Origin of the sequence: Nocardioides sp. BP30 (genome assembly GCF_029873215.1) — a bacterium.
In the GTDB taxonomy this organism is placed as follows: Bacteria; Actinomycetota; Actinomycetes; order Propionibacteriales; family Nocardioidaceae; genus Nocardioides.
In genome coordinates this window covers 1,418,803-1,434,431 of the sequence record NZ_CP123620.1, presented here as the reverse complement: position 1 = coordinate 1,434,431, position 15,629 = coordinate 1,418,803, and the positions used below count along the sequence as shown (strand labels likewise).

General features: G+C 69.5%; 13 protein-coding genes and 1 other RNA gene. 2 read left to right on the top strand and 12 right to left on the bottom strand.

The window, feature by feature from the left end; genetic code table 11:
• Positions 1–72: 72 nt before the first annotated feature.
• The 10 genes from P5P86_RS06715 to ftsE all read right to left on the bottom strand — a co-directional run bounded on the left by P5P86_RS06715 (position 73) and on the right by ftsE (position 7,924).
• Positions 73–588 (bottom strand): RNA polymerase sigma factor, encoded by a 516-nt coding sequence (locus P5P86_RS06715; protein WP_280610536.1) that lies wholly within the window; start codon positions 586–588, stop codon positions 73–75.
• A complete protein-coding gene (locus tag P5P86_RS06710; protein WP_280610535.1) occupies positions 581–1,225 on the bottom strand; it encodes a hypothetical protein in 645 nt (214 codons plus the stop codon). The genes P5P86_RS06715 and P5P86_RS06710 overlap by 8 nt, the downstream gene beginning before the upstream one ends.
• Positions 1,226–1,860: 635 nt before the next feature.
• Positions 1,861–2,231, bottom strand: a transfer-messenger RNA (tmRNA) gene (ssrA, locus tag P5P86_RS06705).
• 21 nt (positions 2,232–2,252) lie between these two features.
• Positions 2,253–3,176, bottom strand: coding sequence for an amidohydrolase family protein (locus P5P86_RS06700; protein ID WP_280610534.1), 924 nt, complete (start codon positions 3,174–3,176; stop codon positions 2,253–2,255).
• 64 nt (positions 3,177–3,240) lie between these two features.
• The gene (locus P5P86_RS06695; protein ID WP_280610533.1) at positions 3,241–3,654 is read right to left on the bottom strand and encodes a TIGR03668 family PPOX class F420-dependent oxidoreductase; all 414 of its coding nucleotides are present in this window, start codon (positions 3,652–3,654) and stop codon (positions 3,241–3,243) included.
• Between the two features lie 4 nt (positions 3,655–3,658).
• The gene (gene smpB, locus P5P86_RS06690) at positions 3,659–4,138 is read right to left on the bottom strand and encodes an SsrA-binding protein SmpB (RefSeq protein WP_280610532.1); all 480 of its coding nucleotides are present in this window, start codon (positions 4,136–4,138) and stop codon (positions 3,659–3,661) included.
• Between the two features lie 30 nt (positions 4,139–4,168).
• Positions 4,169–4,927 carry a crotonase/enoyl-CoA hydratase family protein gene (locus tag P5P86_RS06685; RefSeq protein ID WP_280610531.1) on the bottom strand — a complete coding sequence of 253 codons (759 nt, stop codon included), beginning with the start codon at positions 4,925–4,927 and terminating at the stop codon, positions 4,169–4,171.
• Between the two features lie 16 nt (positions 4,928–4,943).
• Positions 4,944–6,182: a M23 family metallopeptidase gene (locus P5P86_RS06680; RefSeq protein WP_280610530.1), complete on the bottom strand. Its 1,239-nt coding sequence runs from the start codon at positions 6,180–6,182 to the stop codon at positions 4,944–4,946.
• Positions 6,183–6,273: 91 nt separating this feature from the next.
• Positions 6,274–7,188: a permease-like cell division protein FtsX gene (ftsX, locus tag P5P86_RS06675; protein WP_280610529.1), complete on the bottom strand. Its 915-nt coding sequence runs from the start codon at positions 7,186–7,188 to the stop codon at positions 6,274–6,276.
• A 46-nt stretch (positions 7,189–7,234) separates the two neighbouring features.
• Complete coding sequence (gene ftsE / locus P5P86_RS06670) at positions 7,235–7,924, bottom strand: cell division ATP-binding protein FtsE (protein ID WP_280610528.1); 690 nt, start codon at positions 7,922–7,924, stop codon at positions 7,235–7,237.
• 43 nt (positions 7,925–7,967) lie between these two features.
• Here ftsE and P5P86_RS06665 point away from each other — a divergent pair, with 43 nt between their 5' ends.
• Positions 7,968–8,564: a hypothetical protein gene (locus P5P86_RS06665; RefSeq protein WP_280610527.1), complete on the top strand. Its 597-nt coding sequence runs from the start codon at positions 7,968–7,970 to the stop codon at positions 8,562–8,564.
• Positions 8,565–8,654: 90 nt separating this feature from the next.
• On the top strand, positions 8,655–9,470 hold the full coding sequence (locus tag P5P86_RS06660) for an ATP-binding cassette domain-containing protein (RefSeq protein ID WP_280610526.1): 816 nt from the start codon (positions 8,655–8,657) through the stop codon (positions 9,468–9,470).
• Between the two features lie 222 nt (positions 9,471–9,692).
• Here P5P86_RS06660 and prfB read toward each other — a convergent pair whose 3' ends face one another.
• Positions 9,693–10,811, bottom strand: a complete 1,119-nt coding sequence (gene prfB, locus P5P86_RS06655) for a peptide chain release factor 2 (RefSeq protein WP_280610525.1) — start codon at positions 10,809–10,811, stop codon at positions 9,693–9,695.
• Between the two features lie 70 nt (positions 10,812–10,881).
• Complete coding sequence (locus P5P86_RS06650; RefSeq protein ID WP_280610523.1) at positions 10,882–14,751, bottom strand: lamin tail domain-containing protein; 3,870 nt, start codon at positions 14,749–14,751, stop codon at positions 10,882–10,884.
• Between the last annotated feature and the right edge of the window lie 878 nt (positions 14,752–15,629).

Here is a 15,629-nt window from a genome sequence, read left to right as displayed (position 1 = left end):
AGGGGCATCTGCTGGACGGTCGAACGAGGCCGGCCCGGATGCGTATCACCCGCGCTGCGCCACGATCCGTTCCTAGGAGCACACCTCTTCGGCGAGCGCGTCGCGCAAGGCAGCCTTCGCGGCCGCATAACGGCTACGCGCAGTCGACGGATTCACATCCAGAAGCTGTGCCGCCTCCAGGATGGTGAATCCGTCCCAGTGCACGAGCATCACCAACTCGCGGTGGGCGGCCTGCAGCCTGAGAACCGCGTCCCGGATCGCGTGGGCATCGGAGTGGTCGGGCGTTGATCCCGACCTGGTCAGGTGGTCGCGGAGTCTGTCACTGAGAGCCAGCCTTCGGACCTTGGACCGGTGGAAGTTCGCGAGCACTTTCGCGGCGATCGTGAAGAGCCACATCCGTTGACGCTCAGGCTCAACCGGCATCGAATCGATGCGCTTCCACGCTTGGAGGAGCGTCTCGCCGAGCAGATCCGCAGCGTCCTCGCGAGCATGCACGCGCCGTTGCAGGTAGGACAGGAGATCGTTGGCGTGCTCTCGCAGCGTTGCGCGAGCAGCATCATCCGCGATCGTGCCGGCACGCTCACTCACTGTCGTTGCTTCCGCACTTCGAGAACGTTGCAACCGAGATGGCGTCCGCCGGTAGTCCCTGTGCCGTCAGGGCTGCTTGCATCCGGCCCGCAAGCTCAGCGCCGACCGCAGTGATGCTGACTGTCGCCGCGCTCTGGCCCTCAAGCTGCTCAGTCGGAACCGAGGCGCGATACGCAGTGACAGCCGCAGGCACCGAGAGCTCCTCTGCGTCGACACTCTTCATGAACGTGTGCGCCGCCGACAACGTCTGGTCCCACTTGTCGAGCGAGGTCGCAGAGGCCTCGCGAGGAACCGGAGCGAAGGTGACCTGACAGGTCTTCGTCGGTGATAGGACGATCGGAAGGTGAACCACGCCGTCCTCTGTGAACCACGATGACGTCGATGGCGACGGGCTCAGGATCCCCGACGCGGCAGCGCCTCCGATGCCGACGCCGGCGATAGCCACAACGCTCGCTGCCACGAGGCCGATGCGGCGGCGTCGCTCGCGGCTGCCGGGTTTGAATGCGGCCGACGAGGCGGGCGTCGCGGAAGCCACCAGCTCATCCAGGAGCGCATCCAGCTCAGGAGTGCGGTGGGCGCTCAGCGGCGACGAGGTCCCGATCAGCTCGTCCAGTCTTGTGTCGAGGTCAGCGTCCATGCAGCTCTCCTCGGAGTAGTTGTTTGCTCACAACCTGTACATGTACGACAACGCCGCTCGTGTCCAAGGAGCTCACGGATCTTCCTCGTCGCTGCGACCCGCCCATGACCGATAGCCGGCCACGTCGATGCCGTGCTGGTTGTCGTGCTGACGCGAGATCACTGCCAACGGCTCACCAGATCTGACACACGACTTGTCGGCCGCCGGCTACGGCAACGATGGGCCCCTCCGGAGCGTAGCCGTACCCCATCGTCGAAACGGTCCGCTGGCACATACGACTCCTGTGCGCGACGGGTTGCCCCAACGGCCGCCGCGGCCGGGTCGGCGCCCACCGGGAGCGACCGCGCGCTCCAGTCGGTCCCTGACCCGGTCCCGCGCCGCTGACAGGTTCACACTCCGTCGGAAGACACGCGCGCACCACCCTCTAGCCCCACTGGACAACGGGCGGGGCTGAAGGGTGCATCTGCCGTCCAGCGGGCAGGGAAGGAAAGCACCCCGCGGCATACCAATCGACTTCGCTGGTGGCACGAACGGCGGAGTAGGCATGCAAAGGCCCGGGCACCAGATCTGGTGCCTGGGCCTTCGTCTCAAGAGGCTTTCGGGAACAGTGGCGGTTCCCTTTTGGGAACATGCCCTGGTGGAGCTGGCGGGAATCGAACCCGCGTCCTCGAGCGTCGAACCAGGTCTTCTCCGGGTGCAGTCTGCGCTGTCGCTTTTCTCAGCCCCGGTGCTCGCACAGACACGTCACCGACAGGCTCAGTCAGCTAGATGTCCCTAGCGGCCCGCTGACGCAGCACGCAAGGTGAGTCTTCTAGTCGACGCCTGGATCCGGGCCGAAGACGGATACCCGGTCAGACGCTTCGATCACCGCGTCAGGCGGCGAGAGCGAAGGAACTGCGCTTGGAGTTGGCAGTTATATGTTTCCAGCGATCGTTTACGAGATGACGCTGGCTTCTCGACCCGCTTCCCCTGGAACTAACGTCCCAAGTCGAAACCGATCAGCCCCTCTTGAGTTGTGTCGACCAGTCTACCGACCGGCCGGTGCCGCCGCCGAGCGGGTTTCCCCGAACAGCCTCGCACCGTTGTCCCAACACACGGCGCGCAGCCATTGTTCCCCGAGGTCCAGTCGCTCCAGGGCGTCGAGCTGGTGCAGGTAGGGGTACGGGATCGAGGGGAAGTCGCTGCCGAGCAGCACCCGGTCGCCGAGGTCACGCAGCCGCGGCAGCAGCTCCGCGGGGTACGCCGCGGTGGCCTCGTCGAAGAAGTCGGTGAACACCATCGTGGTGTCGAGCCGAACCTCGCCGTAGCGCTCGGCCAGCGCCAGGAACTCCGCGTACTCCGGCGCACCCAGGTGTGCGACGACCACCCGCAGCCGTGGATGTCGCGCCAGCACGCGCCGCAGCGGCTCAGGCCCGGTGAAGGCGTTGCCGACGGGACCCGAGCCGACGTGGATCACCACCGGCGTACCGGCGTCCTCGAGCAGGCCCCAGACCGGGTCGAGCAGCGGGTCGTGCAGGTGGAAGTCGCCGACCTGGACGTGCACCTTGAAGATCTCGACGCCGGCGGCGAGGAGGTCGCCGACGTAGCCGGGCGCCGACTCCTCGGGATACAGCGTGGCCGACCACAGCGACTCCGGCACCCGCGTGGCGAAGTCGTGTGCCCACCCGTTGAGGAACTCCGCGACGCCCGGCTTGTGCGCGTAGGACAGCGCCGAGAACCGGCGTACGCCCATCGCGCGCAGCAGGTCCACCCGCTCCTCGTCGCCGAGCCGGTAGCGGATCGGCCAGGAGCGCCCGATCTTCGGGCCGGCACTGTCGAACGCCGCCCACACCGCGCGCTGGACCGGCGGCGCCATGAAGTGCACGTGTACGTCGAACAGCCCGGGCAGACCGTGGCGGCGCCACCAGGCGGTGACCCCGTCGGCATCACGGGCGAGCTCAACTTCGGACACCCCGACATCATGCCCCGCTCCCCCGCCCGCGGCGGAGGAGACCCTCATCGGACGCGATCGGACCTCAGATGGCCGACCAGCCGCTCCACCGGGCTACCTCGACGACGACGAACGGGCCGGCGGGCGCGTTGCCGGCGTACTGGTCATAGCGCGTCACGAGGGCCTCGAGGAGGTGCTCCGGCGCGACGGCGACCACCGTGGCGAGGCCGTCGGCCCTGGCCCACCACAGCTGGGACCAGTCCTCGGCGTACTCGTCGACGAGGAGCGAGACGGCGGGCGAGGCCTCGATGTTGGCGAGCCGGCGCAGCCGGGTCGTGGACTTCGGCTTGTGGTCGACGGCGGTGAGGATCGTGGAGCCGACGGCGGCGAAGACGATCGGCACCAGGTGCGGCTCGCCCGTGGAGGAGACGGTGGCCAGGCGCGCGACCTTGGCTGCCGCGAACCGGGACAGCACCCAGTCCTGCGAACGCCTCGGCACGGGGTCAGTCCCGGATGCCCTTGAGGTGGCGGCCGAGCGCCTGCTCCTTCTCCCGGTTGGCGGTCCGCTCGGCGATGGACTGCCGCTTGTCCCAGGACTTCTTGCCCTTCGCGAGCGCGATCTCGATCTTGGCGCGGCCGTCGGTGAAGTACAGCGAGAGCGGCACGATCGTCAGGCCTCGCTCGGAGACCCGGCGCTCGATCTTCTCGATCTCGGTGCGGTGCAGGAGCAGCTTGCGCTTGCGGCGCGCCGCATGGTTCGTCCAGGAGCCGTTGAGGTACTCGGGGATGTAGACGGCGTGCAGCCACGCCTCGCCGCCGTCGATGTCGACGAAGCCGTCGACCAGCGACGCGCGTCCCTCGCGCAGCGACTTCACCTCGGTGCCCTGAAGCACGAGTCCCGCCTCGAAGGTGTCCTCGAGGTGGTAGTCGTGTCGCGCCTTCTTGTTCTGCGCGATCAGCTTGCGGCCCTGCTCCTTCGGCATCCCACCATCATCCCAAAGCCGGGCAAGAGGTTATGAACCGCCGTGCCGCCCGGCGCCGCCGACGAACCTTGCCGCTCCCCCGACCCCGTCGGCCGACAGCGACTCGAGACCGACCGCGAACTCGAAGGACATCGCCTCCGCGGTGGTGCGCCCCTCGGCGTGCAGCACCGAGCGACGGTCGTTGCGCAGGCAGGTCTGGGGCAGCGCGGCCAGCTCGGTCGCCAGCGCCTCGGCCGTCTCGCGGGCGGTGCCCGGCGCGACGACCCGGTTCACCAGTCCCATCGCCTGGGCCTCGTCGGCGCCGACAGCGCGGCCCGTCAGGATCAGGTCCATCGCCCTCGAGGTGCCGATCAATGCCGGGAGCCGAACGGTGCCGCCGTCGATCAGCGGTACGCCGAAGCGCCGGCAGAACACCCCGAGCACAGCATCCTCGGCGGCGACGCGCAGATCGCACCAGATCGCCAGCTCCAGGCCGCCCGCGACGGCGTGCCCCTCGATGGCGGCGATCACCGGCTTGCTCAGCTCCAGGCGGGAGAGGCCCATCGGAGCGTCGCCGCCGGGGTCGACGCGGTTCTGCCGCGGCGTACCGACCGCCTTGAGGTCGGCCCCGGCGCAGAACGTGCCGCCGGCGCCGACCAGGACGGCGACAGCGGCCGACTCGTCGGCGTCGAAGGCACGGAAGGCCTGCGCGAGCGCCTCAGCGGTCGGCCGGTCGACGGCGTTGCGCGCCGCCGGCCTGTCCAGGACGACCGTCGTGACCGGACCGGACCGCTCGACGCGAACGCTCACCGCGGCGTCGCCCGGCTCAGCCCAGGACCGACATCGGGTCGATCGCGGTGCCGTTGCGCATGATCGTGAAGTGCAGGTGGCACGCCGTGGACCAACCGGTGGTGCCCGCCAGGGCGATCGTCTGGCCCTGCCCGACGACCTGGCCGACCTTCGCCTTGTACTCGCCATCCTCGATGTGGTTGTAGATGGCGGTGTACTGGTCGCCATTGATGGTGCCCAGGTCGAGGTAGAGCCGGTTGCCCCAGACGCTGGAGTAGTACTCCGAGACGACCCTGCCGGTGCCGACCGCCACCTCGTGTGTGCCGCAGGGGGCGTGGAAGTCGTCGCCGTCGTGCAGGCCCCAGTAGTGGTAGATCGGGTGGATCCGCCAGCCGTACGGCGAGGTGATGTAGGTGTTGGCGACCGGCTTCTGGAACATCCCGCTGGTCGAGGAGACGTGCCGCTTCGCGCCGTGCTTGGACGCGGCGAGGATCTGCTGGGTGATCTTCTGCTCCTGGGCCTTGGCCTGCTGGAGCTGCTTCTCGTCGTCCTTCTTCGTCTGCCGAGCGGCAGCCTTGGCGGCAGCGGCCCGGGCGACCAGGCTGGCGACGGAGGACGCGGCGGCGCTGGCCTGCTGCTGCAGGTCCTGCACCTCGGTGAGGTGCTGCGCGGCGACCTGCTCCTGGTCGGCGACCTTCTCCTTGGCAGCAGCGAGGTTCTGCTGCTTGACCTTGAGCACGACCTCGGCCGATTGCAGGGCCTTGTAGGAGTTGGTCTCGGCCGTGGAGACGACCTGGCCGTAGGACAGCTGCCGGACGATGTCGGAGGGCGAGGTCGCATCGAGCAGCTGCCCCACCTCGAGCAGGCCCGGGTCACCGGCGGTGTACGTCGAGAGCACGGTGCGCTTGACCTCGTCACGCTGCGCGTCCACTGCCTGCTGGCCGGCATCGAGGGCGTCGGTCGCCTGGGCGAGCGCGGTCTGGGCCTGGGTGAGCGCCGCCTGGGCCTGCGCCTCGACCTGCTGGGCGGCGCCGAGCTGGGTGTTGACGTCGGCGAGGTGCGCCTGCGCCTTGACCAGTTGAGCCTTGGCGTCGGCCAGCTGCGTGGCGGCCTTCTGCAGCGCGGCACTGGAGTCGTCCAGGTCGTTCTGGACCGTGGCGACGTGCTGCTGGGCCTGCTTCTGCTGCTGCTTCAGCTGCTGGTGGTGATCGCTGGCGTAGGCGACGGGGACGGTCAGCCCACCGACGGCGGTCGCAGCGATGGTGGCTGCAAGCACGCGTCGGCGGACGGTACGGGGGAAGGTGCGCACCGGTTCTGCCTTACGAGTCGTTCGGGGAAGTGAACGCCTCGACCGTACGGGACCCGGATCAGACTTTGAGGTATTTGCGGGTCAGTAGGAGTGTCGGCAGCAGCGTGAGCGCGACGCCGAGCACCGCTATCACGGCGGCGGCGACCCAGTAGTCGTGCCAGCCGATCCACGCGTCGAACTTCACCTTCGCCAGCCGGTCGTTGACGCCGAACTGCATCACCGCTGCCAACGCCCCTCCTGCGAGCACCACGCCGACCACCGCCGTCACCAGTGCCTCGAGCAGGAACGGCAGCGCGATGTAGAGCGTCGAGGCGCCGACGAGCCGCATGATCGCGATCTCGCGCCGGCGGGCGAACGCCGCCAGTCGGATCGTGTTGGCGACCATCAGCAGCGCGGCGACCACGAGCAGCACGGCCGCCACGATCGCACCGTTGCGCAGCCCGTCGATGGTGCCGAGGATCTTGCCCATCAGATTGTGCAGGTCCTGCACGCTCTCGACCCCGTCGAGACCCTGGACCGACTCCTTGATCGAGGCCGCCTGGTGCGGGTCCTTCATGGTGATCCAGTAGGACTCCGGCATGTCCGAGACCTTGATCGCCGGGTCGGGGCCCTTGAAGCTGCTCGCCGGCACGTTCAGGTGCTGGATGCGGTCGTAGGCCTCCTGCTGGCTCTCCAGCCGGAAGGAGTCGATGTCCTTGTTCTCGTGGAGCACCTTCTCGATCGCCTGCTTCTGCGCGTCGGTCACCGCCCCGACGCAGGAGGGCGAGGTGTCGGTGGTGCCGTTGCAGAGGAAGACCGTGATCTGGAGCTGGCTGCCCCACTGCTTGGCGGTCTTGTCGGCCTCCTGGTGGAGGAGGACGCCGACGCCGACGAGGGTCAGCGAGACGAGGAGGGTGAGCACCACGGCGAGGTGCATCGACAGGTTGCGACGCAGGCCCTGGCGGAGCTCGGTGAAGACATAACGAAGCTGCATGCTCGGCTCTCTGATGGGGAGTCGGTAAGGAGTCGGGTGGGACGGATCAGTGCTGGAAGCCGTAGACGCCCTGCGCCTGGTCGCGAATGACCCGGCCGCCGTCGAGCTCCACGACACGCTTGCGCATCTGGTCGACGATGCTGGCGTCGTGGGTCGCCATCACCACCGTCGTGCCGGTGCGGTTGATCCGGTCGAGCAGCTTCATGATCCCGACGCTGGTGGTCGGGTCGAGGTTGCCGGTGGGCTCGTCCGCGATGAGGATCATCGGCCGGTTGACGAACGCGCGCGCGATCGCGACCCGCTGCTGCTCACCGCCGGAGAGCTCGTCGGGCATCCGCTCGGCCTTGCCCTCCAGGCCGACCAGCTCGAGGGTGTCGGGCACCCGCTGGGTGATCTCGTCGCGGGAGTGGCCTGTCACCTGCAGCGCGAACGCGACGTTCTCGGCGACGGTCTTGTTCTGCAGCAGGCGGAAGTCCTGGAACACGGTGCCGATCTGACGGCGCAGCCGCGGCACCTTCCAGCCCGCCAGGCGGTTGATCTCCTTGCCGGCGACGTACACCCGGCCGCTGGTGGGGCGGGCCTCGCGCAGGATCAGGCGGAGCGCCGTCGACTTGCCCGAGCCCGACTGACCGACGAGGAAGACGAACTCGCCCTTCTCCACGTCCACTGACACCTGGTCGAGCGCTGGCTTCCCGGTGCCGGGATAGGTCTTGGTGACCTTCTCGAAGCGAATCACCCGGTCGAGGTTAGTCGAAGCAGTGAACCGTTATGGTCTCCGCGTGCCGTCGCCGTTCCGATCTTTGCCGTTCAAGGCGCTCCTCGCTGTGGTAGTGACGGCGATCTGCGTCGGGATCGGTGTGGTCAGGGCGACCCCGCCCAAGCACGCGCCGGCCGATCCCCTCGCCACCCGGCTCGCCGCGGTGGACACCACCGCCCTGACCGTACGGCGCGCGGCCTTCTGCTCCGCGCTGCCCGAGGCGACGGTCACCGCCGCCCTCGGCGGCCGCATCACCGGGCGGGCGTCGTGGCACCCGGGCCAGACCGTGCAGCTGAGCACGAAGGTGAAGGACGTCGCCGACGAGTACGGCTGCTCCTGGACCTCCTCGACCGGCGGCACCGCCCGAGCGTGGGTCTTCGAGCCCCCGGTCACCGCCGACCGCGCGGCCAGGCTCGCGGCCGCCAAGCCGACCGGCTGCACGTCGCTGACCGGCACCCCGGCCCCGGCGTATGGCGCCCCGACGAGCGCACTGGCCTGCGGCGACAGCACGCTGCTGCGCGGCCTGTTCGGCGACGCCTGGCTCAGCTGCGAGCTGTCAGGCACCGACCTCGACCTCGTCGGCCGCTGGTGCCTGGCAGTGGCCCGAGCGGCGGCCTGATCACCGATCCCCCACCGGGGGTTGCCTCACCTATTGATTTTGTCTAGTATTCCAGTCGTCTTACAGCGCAATCCGACGTGAGGAGGCGGCATGACGCAGCACCCCGACGCCCACCACCCGACGTACGACCCGGCGGCCAGTGTGGTCCGAGCGTGTGGACTGTGCCGCAGCCTCACCCCCGACGGCGGCATCCTCGACGGCCTCGATCTCGACCTGCACGGCGGTCAGGTGGTCGCCGTCGTCGGTCGCCGCGGCAGCGGCAAGACCACGCTGCTGCGCGCCCTCGCCCGGCTCGACCGCGAGGTGGTGGCGAGCGGCTACCTGCGCACCCCGGAGCGGATCGCCGTCCTCGGCGACCCGGGTCTGCGGCCGTGGAAGCGGGTGCTCGACGAGGTGGCGCTCGGCGTCACCGCCAGTGCCGGCGGGGCCAGTGTGGCCGACGTACGGCCCCGGGCCCGGCGCGCACTGGCCGAGGTCGGCCTGATCGATCTCGAGGACACCTGGGCCGGCGAGCTGTGCCCCGCCGACCAGCACCGGGTCGCCCTGGCCCGCGCCCTGGCCGGCGACCCCGAGCTGCTCCTCGCCGACGAGCCCTACCGCGCCCTCGACGCCCTCGACCAGCGCCTCTTGCACCGGGCACTGCGCCTCGCCACCGCACGACGCGGGCTGGCCACGGTGGTCGTCACCCACGACCCGCACGAGGCGCTCGTCCTCGCCGACCGGGTGGTCGGACTCGCCGAAGGCCGGGTCCACCTCGACCTCGCCGTGCGCGGTCCGGACGGCGAGGCGCCGGTCGAGGACGGCTACGCCGAAGCGCACGAGCAGCTGCTGGCGCTGATCGGCACGGGCGCGCACCGAGCGGCAGCACCGCAACAGACCGGCGACGTACGGCGGGAGACCGCCTAGCGCCTCAGGTTCCGGCGGCACACACGCCGACGGCCGCGGCTGGGTCAGAGCAGCCCGCGGGTCCGGCAGCCACCGGCTCAGGGGCAGGTGGGTGCCACAGGGCCGCGACCCTTTGGGATGGGGGTCGCGGCTCTGTTGCGTGCTCGTCGGGGTAGTCCGGGGCGGAAATCAGCGCTACTCGTGGGTAACCCATGACGTGCGCCCCGGACTACCCCGAAATGCTCAGTTGGCCGCAGCCTTGTCGGCCCCCCGGCGCCAGCGGATGCCGGCCTCGAGGAACGCGTCCAGGTCACCGTCGAAGACCGAGGTCGGATTGCCGGTCTCGTAGCCGGTCCGCAGGTCCTTGACGATCTGGTAGGGGTTGAGCACGTAGTTGCGCATCTGGTCGCCCCAGCTTGCCGCGACGTCGCCCTTGAGGTCCTTCTTGAGCGCGGCCTCCTCGGCCTTCTTCTTCGCCAGCAGCTTGGCCTTCAGCACCACCATCGCCGAGGCCTTGTTCTGCAGCTGCGACTTCTCGTTCTGGCAGCTGACGACGATGCCCGTCGGGATGTGCGTCAGGCGGACCGCGGAGTCGGTCGTGTTGACCGACTGGCCGCCGGGGCCGCCGGAACGGAAGACGTCGACGCGGACGTCGTTCTCGTCGACCTCGATGTCGTCGGTCTGCTCGAGCACCGGCACCACCTCGACCGCCGCGAACGACGTCTGCCGCCGGCCCTGGTTGTCGAACGGGCTGATCCGGACGAGCCGGTGGGTGCCGGCCTCGACCGAGAGCGTGCCGTAGGCGTACGGCGCGTGGATCGCGAACTCGGCCGACTTGATGCCGGCCTCCTCGGCGTAGGAGACGTCGAAGACCTCGACGGGGTACTTGTGCTGCTCGGCCCAGCGCGTGTACATCCGCATCAGCGTCTCGGCGAAGTCGGCGGCGTCCACGCCACCAGCGCCCGAGCGGATGGTCACGATCGCCTCGCGGGCGTCGTACTCACCGGACAGCAGCGTGCGGACCTCGAGCGCCTCGACGTCCTTCTTGACCCGGTTCAGCTCGGCGTCGGCCTCCGCCAGCGTGTCCGCGTCGCTCTCCTCCTGGGCGAGCTCGGCAAGGACACCGAGGTCCTCGACCCGCCCGGCGAGCTGTTCGAAGCGCTCCACCTCGCCCTGCAGCAGGGAGAGCCGGCCGGTGACCTTCTGCGCGTTGGCCTGGTCGTCCCAGAGGTCAGGTGCGGCCACCTGGCTCTCCAGGTCGGCGATCTCGGTCTTCATCGCCGGCAGGTCCAGAACCTGCTCGACGGTGTGGAGGGTCGCCTGGAGCTGCTTGATCTCGGCGTCGAAGTCGGTAGCTGCCACGGGGACCAAGGTTAGTCGGTCCCCGCGGCGGCCCCTCAATCCGGACGCCGCCGCGGGACGGCGAGCGTGCTCAGCGGACCGCCTTGCCCAGCTTCATCGTCTGCACGACCGTCGGCTGCCCGGGCACGCGGATCGTCACGCGGACCTTGATCCTCTTCTTCCTCAGCGCCTTGGTGACCTTCAGCGAGCGCTTGGTCGCGTGCTTGATCTTCTTGCCGCCGGCGTACCACTGGTAGCTGACGGTCGCTCCGCTCGGCACTGTCACCGCCACCTTCAGCTTCTTGCCGACCTTGGGCTTGCCGGTGATCGGGTGCACGACCGGCTTGACCACGGTGACCGGCGCCTTCGCGACGACGGCGAAGCGGTGCCGCGCCGGGGCGCTGACGTTGCCGGCCTGGTCGACCGCCTCGACCTCGAGGGTGTAGGAGCCGACAGCGAGACCACTGGCGGCGTACGCGCCCGGGACGGTGCAGGCGACGAAGTCGGCGTCGACGCCGTCGAGCCGGCACAGGTACGACGTCACGTCCGCGTCGCTGGACGCGATGGTGAAGCGGACCGAGCCCGTCTCGACCGAGGACGGCCCGGCGATCGTGATGCCTGCGGCGCTCGGCGCCACGGTGTCGATCTTCGCCGTGTAGGTGGCTGTCGCCGTGTTGCCCGCCAGGTCGACGCAGGTCCCGGACGCGGTGCCGCTGCTGGTGAGGGTGTCGGCGGCCAGGTCGCTGGCCGCATCGTCGACGCCCCAGCCGGTGTCGGTGCAGGTGTAGGTCACCGTCACCGCTGCGTTGTTCCAGCCCGCCGCGTTCGGCGCCGGGTCGGCGTGGGCGACGACGACCGGAGCCGTCGCGTCGTACCCCTGGGGGCCGAGCTCCAGATCGGCGTCCATCCGTCCGGTCCACAGCGAGTGGCCGCCGGCGTCCGCCAGCATCGAGACGCCGGTGGTGCTGGTGCCGAAGTTGCCGTCGTCGGACCAGACCACCTCACGCTCACCGTCGACGGCGGTCGAGACCGGCGCGACGGCGAAGCCCTCGAGGTTGTTGTCGGGCAGGCCGGCCGGGCGCGAGAAGTGCCGCTCGGGGACGACGTGACCGTCGGCACCCACCTCGAGCAGGGTCAGGGAGACCCCACAGGTGTTGTCGCACTGCGCCCAGATCCGCTGCAGGCCCGCGTCGTAGGACACGTCCATCACCCCAGCCATGCCGGTCGCGATGTCGGCCACCCGGGTGTAGCTGTGGTCGGCGTTGAGGGCGTAGGCCTCCAGGTGGCCGGTCTTCTCGACGGCCGCGAAGAAGAGCCCGGCGGTCACCTTGCCGGCGTACGTCGCGGGCGTGTAGGCGGCGTGGGTGTTGTCGTCGATGAAGCCGTTGGCCGTCAGGTAGCTGTCCGGCACGTAGGTGACGCCCTCGAAGCCGAGGTTGGCGTCGGCGCTGTCGTCGGGTGCGAACAGGTCGCCGGTCAGGTTCCACTCGTCGGTGGCCGTCAGCGTCGTCGACGACCCGGTGGGGTCGAACCGGAGGATGCTGTCGAGCGGCACCGAGTTGCTCGCGTTGTCGCGCTCTGTGGTGATGTAGAGCGCACCGTCGGGGCCGACGGTCATGCCCTCGGAGTCCGGCAGGCCGGATCCGCCGGGGAACCTGATGTTCTTGCCGTTCGCCCAGCCGTCGGTGGTGACCTTCTGCCAGATGCCGCCGTTCTTGGTCAGCTTGTAGACGACGCTCTTGTTCTTCACCGCCCACAGGATGTTCGGGTCGGTCGGGTCGAAGACCAGGCCGGAGAGGTCCTGCTGGGTGCCGCCGCCGTCCCAGGCGCACACGTCGTCGGCCACCGAGACCTCGTCGCTGCCCGGCCAGGCGACCGCGCCGGCGACCGGCTCGGTCGTGGCGCCCGGCGCCTCGGTGGTGCACGGGACGTCGCTGGTGGGCGCCGAGCCGCTGCCGAGCTCCTCACCGCTCGCACACGCCGTGGCATTGCTGGCGCCGAAGCTGTAGGCCTTCACCTTGAGGTAGGTGTGGCTGCCGTCGGGGCAGGCGGCCACCGAGGTGATGGTGTTGTCCGGATCGGCTACCTCGTCGATCCCGGCCTCGCCGGCGCCGTACGTCAGGCTGTCCACCAGGGTGCCGTTGGGCAGGTAGAGCTTCACGCCGTCACCGCCGCTGCTCAAACCGGCCTTGGAGGAGAAGACGGCGTAGCCGTGCGCCGGGATCTTCATGTCGCTCGCGGCGGTGGCCGAGCCGTTGACGTAGATCGGGCCGAAGGTCGTCGCCGCGCTGGCAGCGCCGCTGTCGATCTGCTTCCAGCCGGTCAGGTCGACGGCCGCGTCGCCCTTGTTGTAGAGCTCGATGGCGTCCTGCATCGGGTCGCCGGCGGCCTTCTGGGCGGCGGTGGCGTTGTCGGAGGAGACCTCGTTGATGGTCACGTCCGCCCAGTTCGGGTCGGCGTTCCACGAGCTGGAGTCGACCAGGGTGCCGCCGTCATAGAGCTGGGCGACGTCGGTGCCGGCGTCGAAGGTGTCGGTAGCGGCCGTGAATGTCTGTGAGGTACCGGCAGCCAGCGTCGTGCCGGCCGGGATGGTGATGACGGTCCCCGCGGTGTCCTGGATCGTCCAACCGGAGATGTCGTGGTCGCTGGTGCCGGTGTTGTGCAGCGTCACCGTGCCGGCGGTGGCATCCACCGCAGCGATCTTCACGACCGTGTGGGGGTCCTCGACGGCGGGCGCGGTGCGCACGCTCGCCGCCGTGGCGGTCCCGTACGTCGAGGCGCCCGGCGAGCCGACCGCTCCGTGCACGCTCGCCCACGAGCCCTCCGCGTCGCCGACGGTCTCGAGCGCCCAGCCGCTCGCGGTGCTCTGCGAGGTGGCCGCCGCCGTCGCGGTCATGGCCTGGCCCTTGGCACTGAAAGCGCCCACGCCGCCCTTGGCCGGGTAGGCGACCGTGTCGACGACGGTGTTGCCGCCGTCGAGCACCCATGCCGCGCTGGCGCCGCTGTTGAGCGTGGCCAGCTTGCCGTTGTCGAGCACGGGGACCGAACTCTTCAAGCCCCATTCGGTGCGGAACTCGGTCGCGCTGAGGTCGGTGATGATCGCCGACGCGCCCGGCGCGAGCGTGCCCAGACTCGCGAGGCTGACCGGCCCCGCGGCGGTCGGGGTAGCGGTGCCCGTCGCATAGCTCCATCCCGTCAGGTCCTGGGAGCCCTTGCCCTCGTTGGTGATCTCGACGTACTCACCGTCACCACCGTTGGCGCCCGTGGTCAGGCCGCCGTAGGCGATCTCGGTGATCTGCACGTTCGCGGTGCGCACGCTCGCCGGCGTGGAGGTCCCGTACGTCGAGGCGCCCGGTGAGCCGATCGCTCCACTAGCACTGGTCCACGAGCCCTCGGCGTCACCGACGGTCTCGTCGGTCCAGCCGGTTGCGAGGTCCTGGGAGGAGGCGGCCGCGGCAGGGGTCTTGGCGACACCCTTGCCGCTGAACGCGCTCTTCACGTAGGTCACCTTGTCGACCAGCGTGTTGCCGGCGTCGAAGACGTAGGCGCCGTTCGGCCCGCTGTTGAGCGTGACGGTCCCGCCGTTGGAGACCACCTTCACCGACGAGGCGAGGTCCCACTCCGTGCGGAACTCAGCGGCGCTGAGGTCGGTGACGATCGCCGACTCGCCGGGCGCCAGCGTGCCGAGGCTGCTCAGGCTCACCCCGCCGGGCGCCGTCGGTGCGGTGGCGCCGGTGGCGTAGCTCCACCCGGTCAGGTCCGCGGCGGCGTCACCCTCGTTGGTGATCTCGACGTACTCACCATCACCGGTGGCCGACCCGGTCACCTTGCCGCCGTAGGCGATCTCGGTGATCTGGACGTTCGCTGCGGCGGCATGCGCGGGCGGCGCGATCACCGCGGCTCCGGCAAGACCGAGGCAGGCGGCCGGTACGGCGGCCAGGACACGACGAAGCGATTTCACATCGATCCTTGAGGTGGGGACGATCCGAGACGGACCTCCGCATCCTGGGGGTGCTTGGCGACGTTCCGGTGACGTGATGCCGAACGGCGTCTGAAGAGGCGGGGTCAGCGGTCGACCAGGACCGATGCCTCGCCCTCGGCTCCGACGGTGGCGTGGGCGGGCGAGCCGGGGATGCTGAGCGGGCTGGTCGCTCAGGGGTCGCCATCCCGCGACGCAACCCCACATCGAAGGGGCAACGGGCCCTTGCGGTTCCCGACCGCGGCGAGGAGCCCGTAGAGGGTGGGGAATCGTCGCTACGCGACCTGCCGTACGGCTGGTCAAGTCACCTGCGGATCATCAGCGCGGCTTCAGCCGGGCCCGCACAGGATTCATGATCAGCGCAGCCGCCAAAGATGGTGACGATGTGCACCTGCCCCGGAGCGGTGGTCGACGGAACCGTTGCTGTGGCTGAGAATCCTCCTCCGCGCGCCAACTGGGTCGCTGATCCGATCTTTGCGACATGGTCACGTGCGTCCCGGATAGCGAACCTCACCGCAAGGCCAGCGGTCGATCGGCACGCGGGGTTCACGTTGTAGATCTGGATCGTGTCGCCTGGCCGCGCTGACGCGTTCGACACTCGAATGTCGCCGAGCCAGCAGCCTTCCGAGGAACCTGACGAGTTGCTCGCGCAGCCGGAGACAAGAGTCGAGGCCGCTACGAACATCAGCACGACAGTGGCTCTCGTTCGAGCTGACATCAGCACCTCCGGTTGAGGGTGACAGCACCTTGGTAGGCGTCGGCGTGGCCGGCGAATCGCGCATAGAAGATTTGCACAGAATGCCGTTCACCGCGACGAACGTTGCTCTTGGTCAATCAGAATCAGCTGACGCACTCGGACA

What these genes read in the sequence shown, in the direction of transcription:
- ftsX (WP_280610529.1), bottom strand. Translation starts at nt 7,188, where the DNA reads ATGCAGCTTCGTTATGTCTTCACCGAGCTCCGCCAGGGCCTGCGTCGC.
- P5P86_RS06710 (WP_280610535.1), bottom strand. Translation starts at nt 1,225, where the DNA reads ATGGACGCTGACCTCGACACAAGACTGGACGAGCTGATCGGGACCTCG.
- P5P86_RS06660 (WP_280610526.1), top strand. Translation starts at nt 8,655, where the DNA reads ATGACGCAGCACCCCGACGCCCACCACCCGACGTACGACCCGGCGGCC.
- smpB (WP_280610532.1), bottom strand. Translation starts at nt 4,138, where the DNA reads ATGCCGAAGGAGCAGGGCCGCAAGCTGATCGCGCAGAACAAGAAGGCG.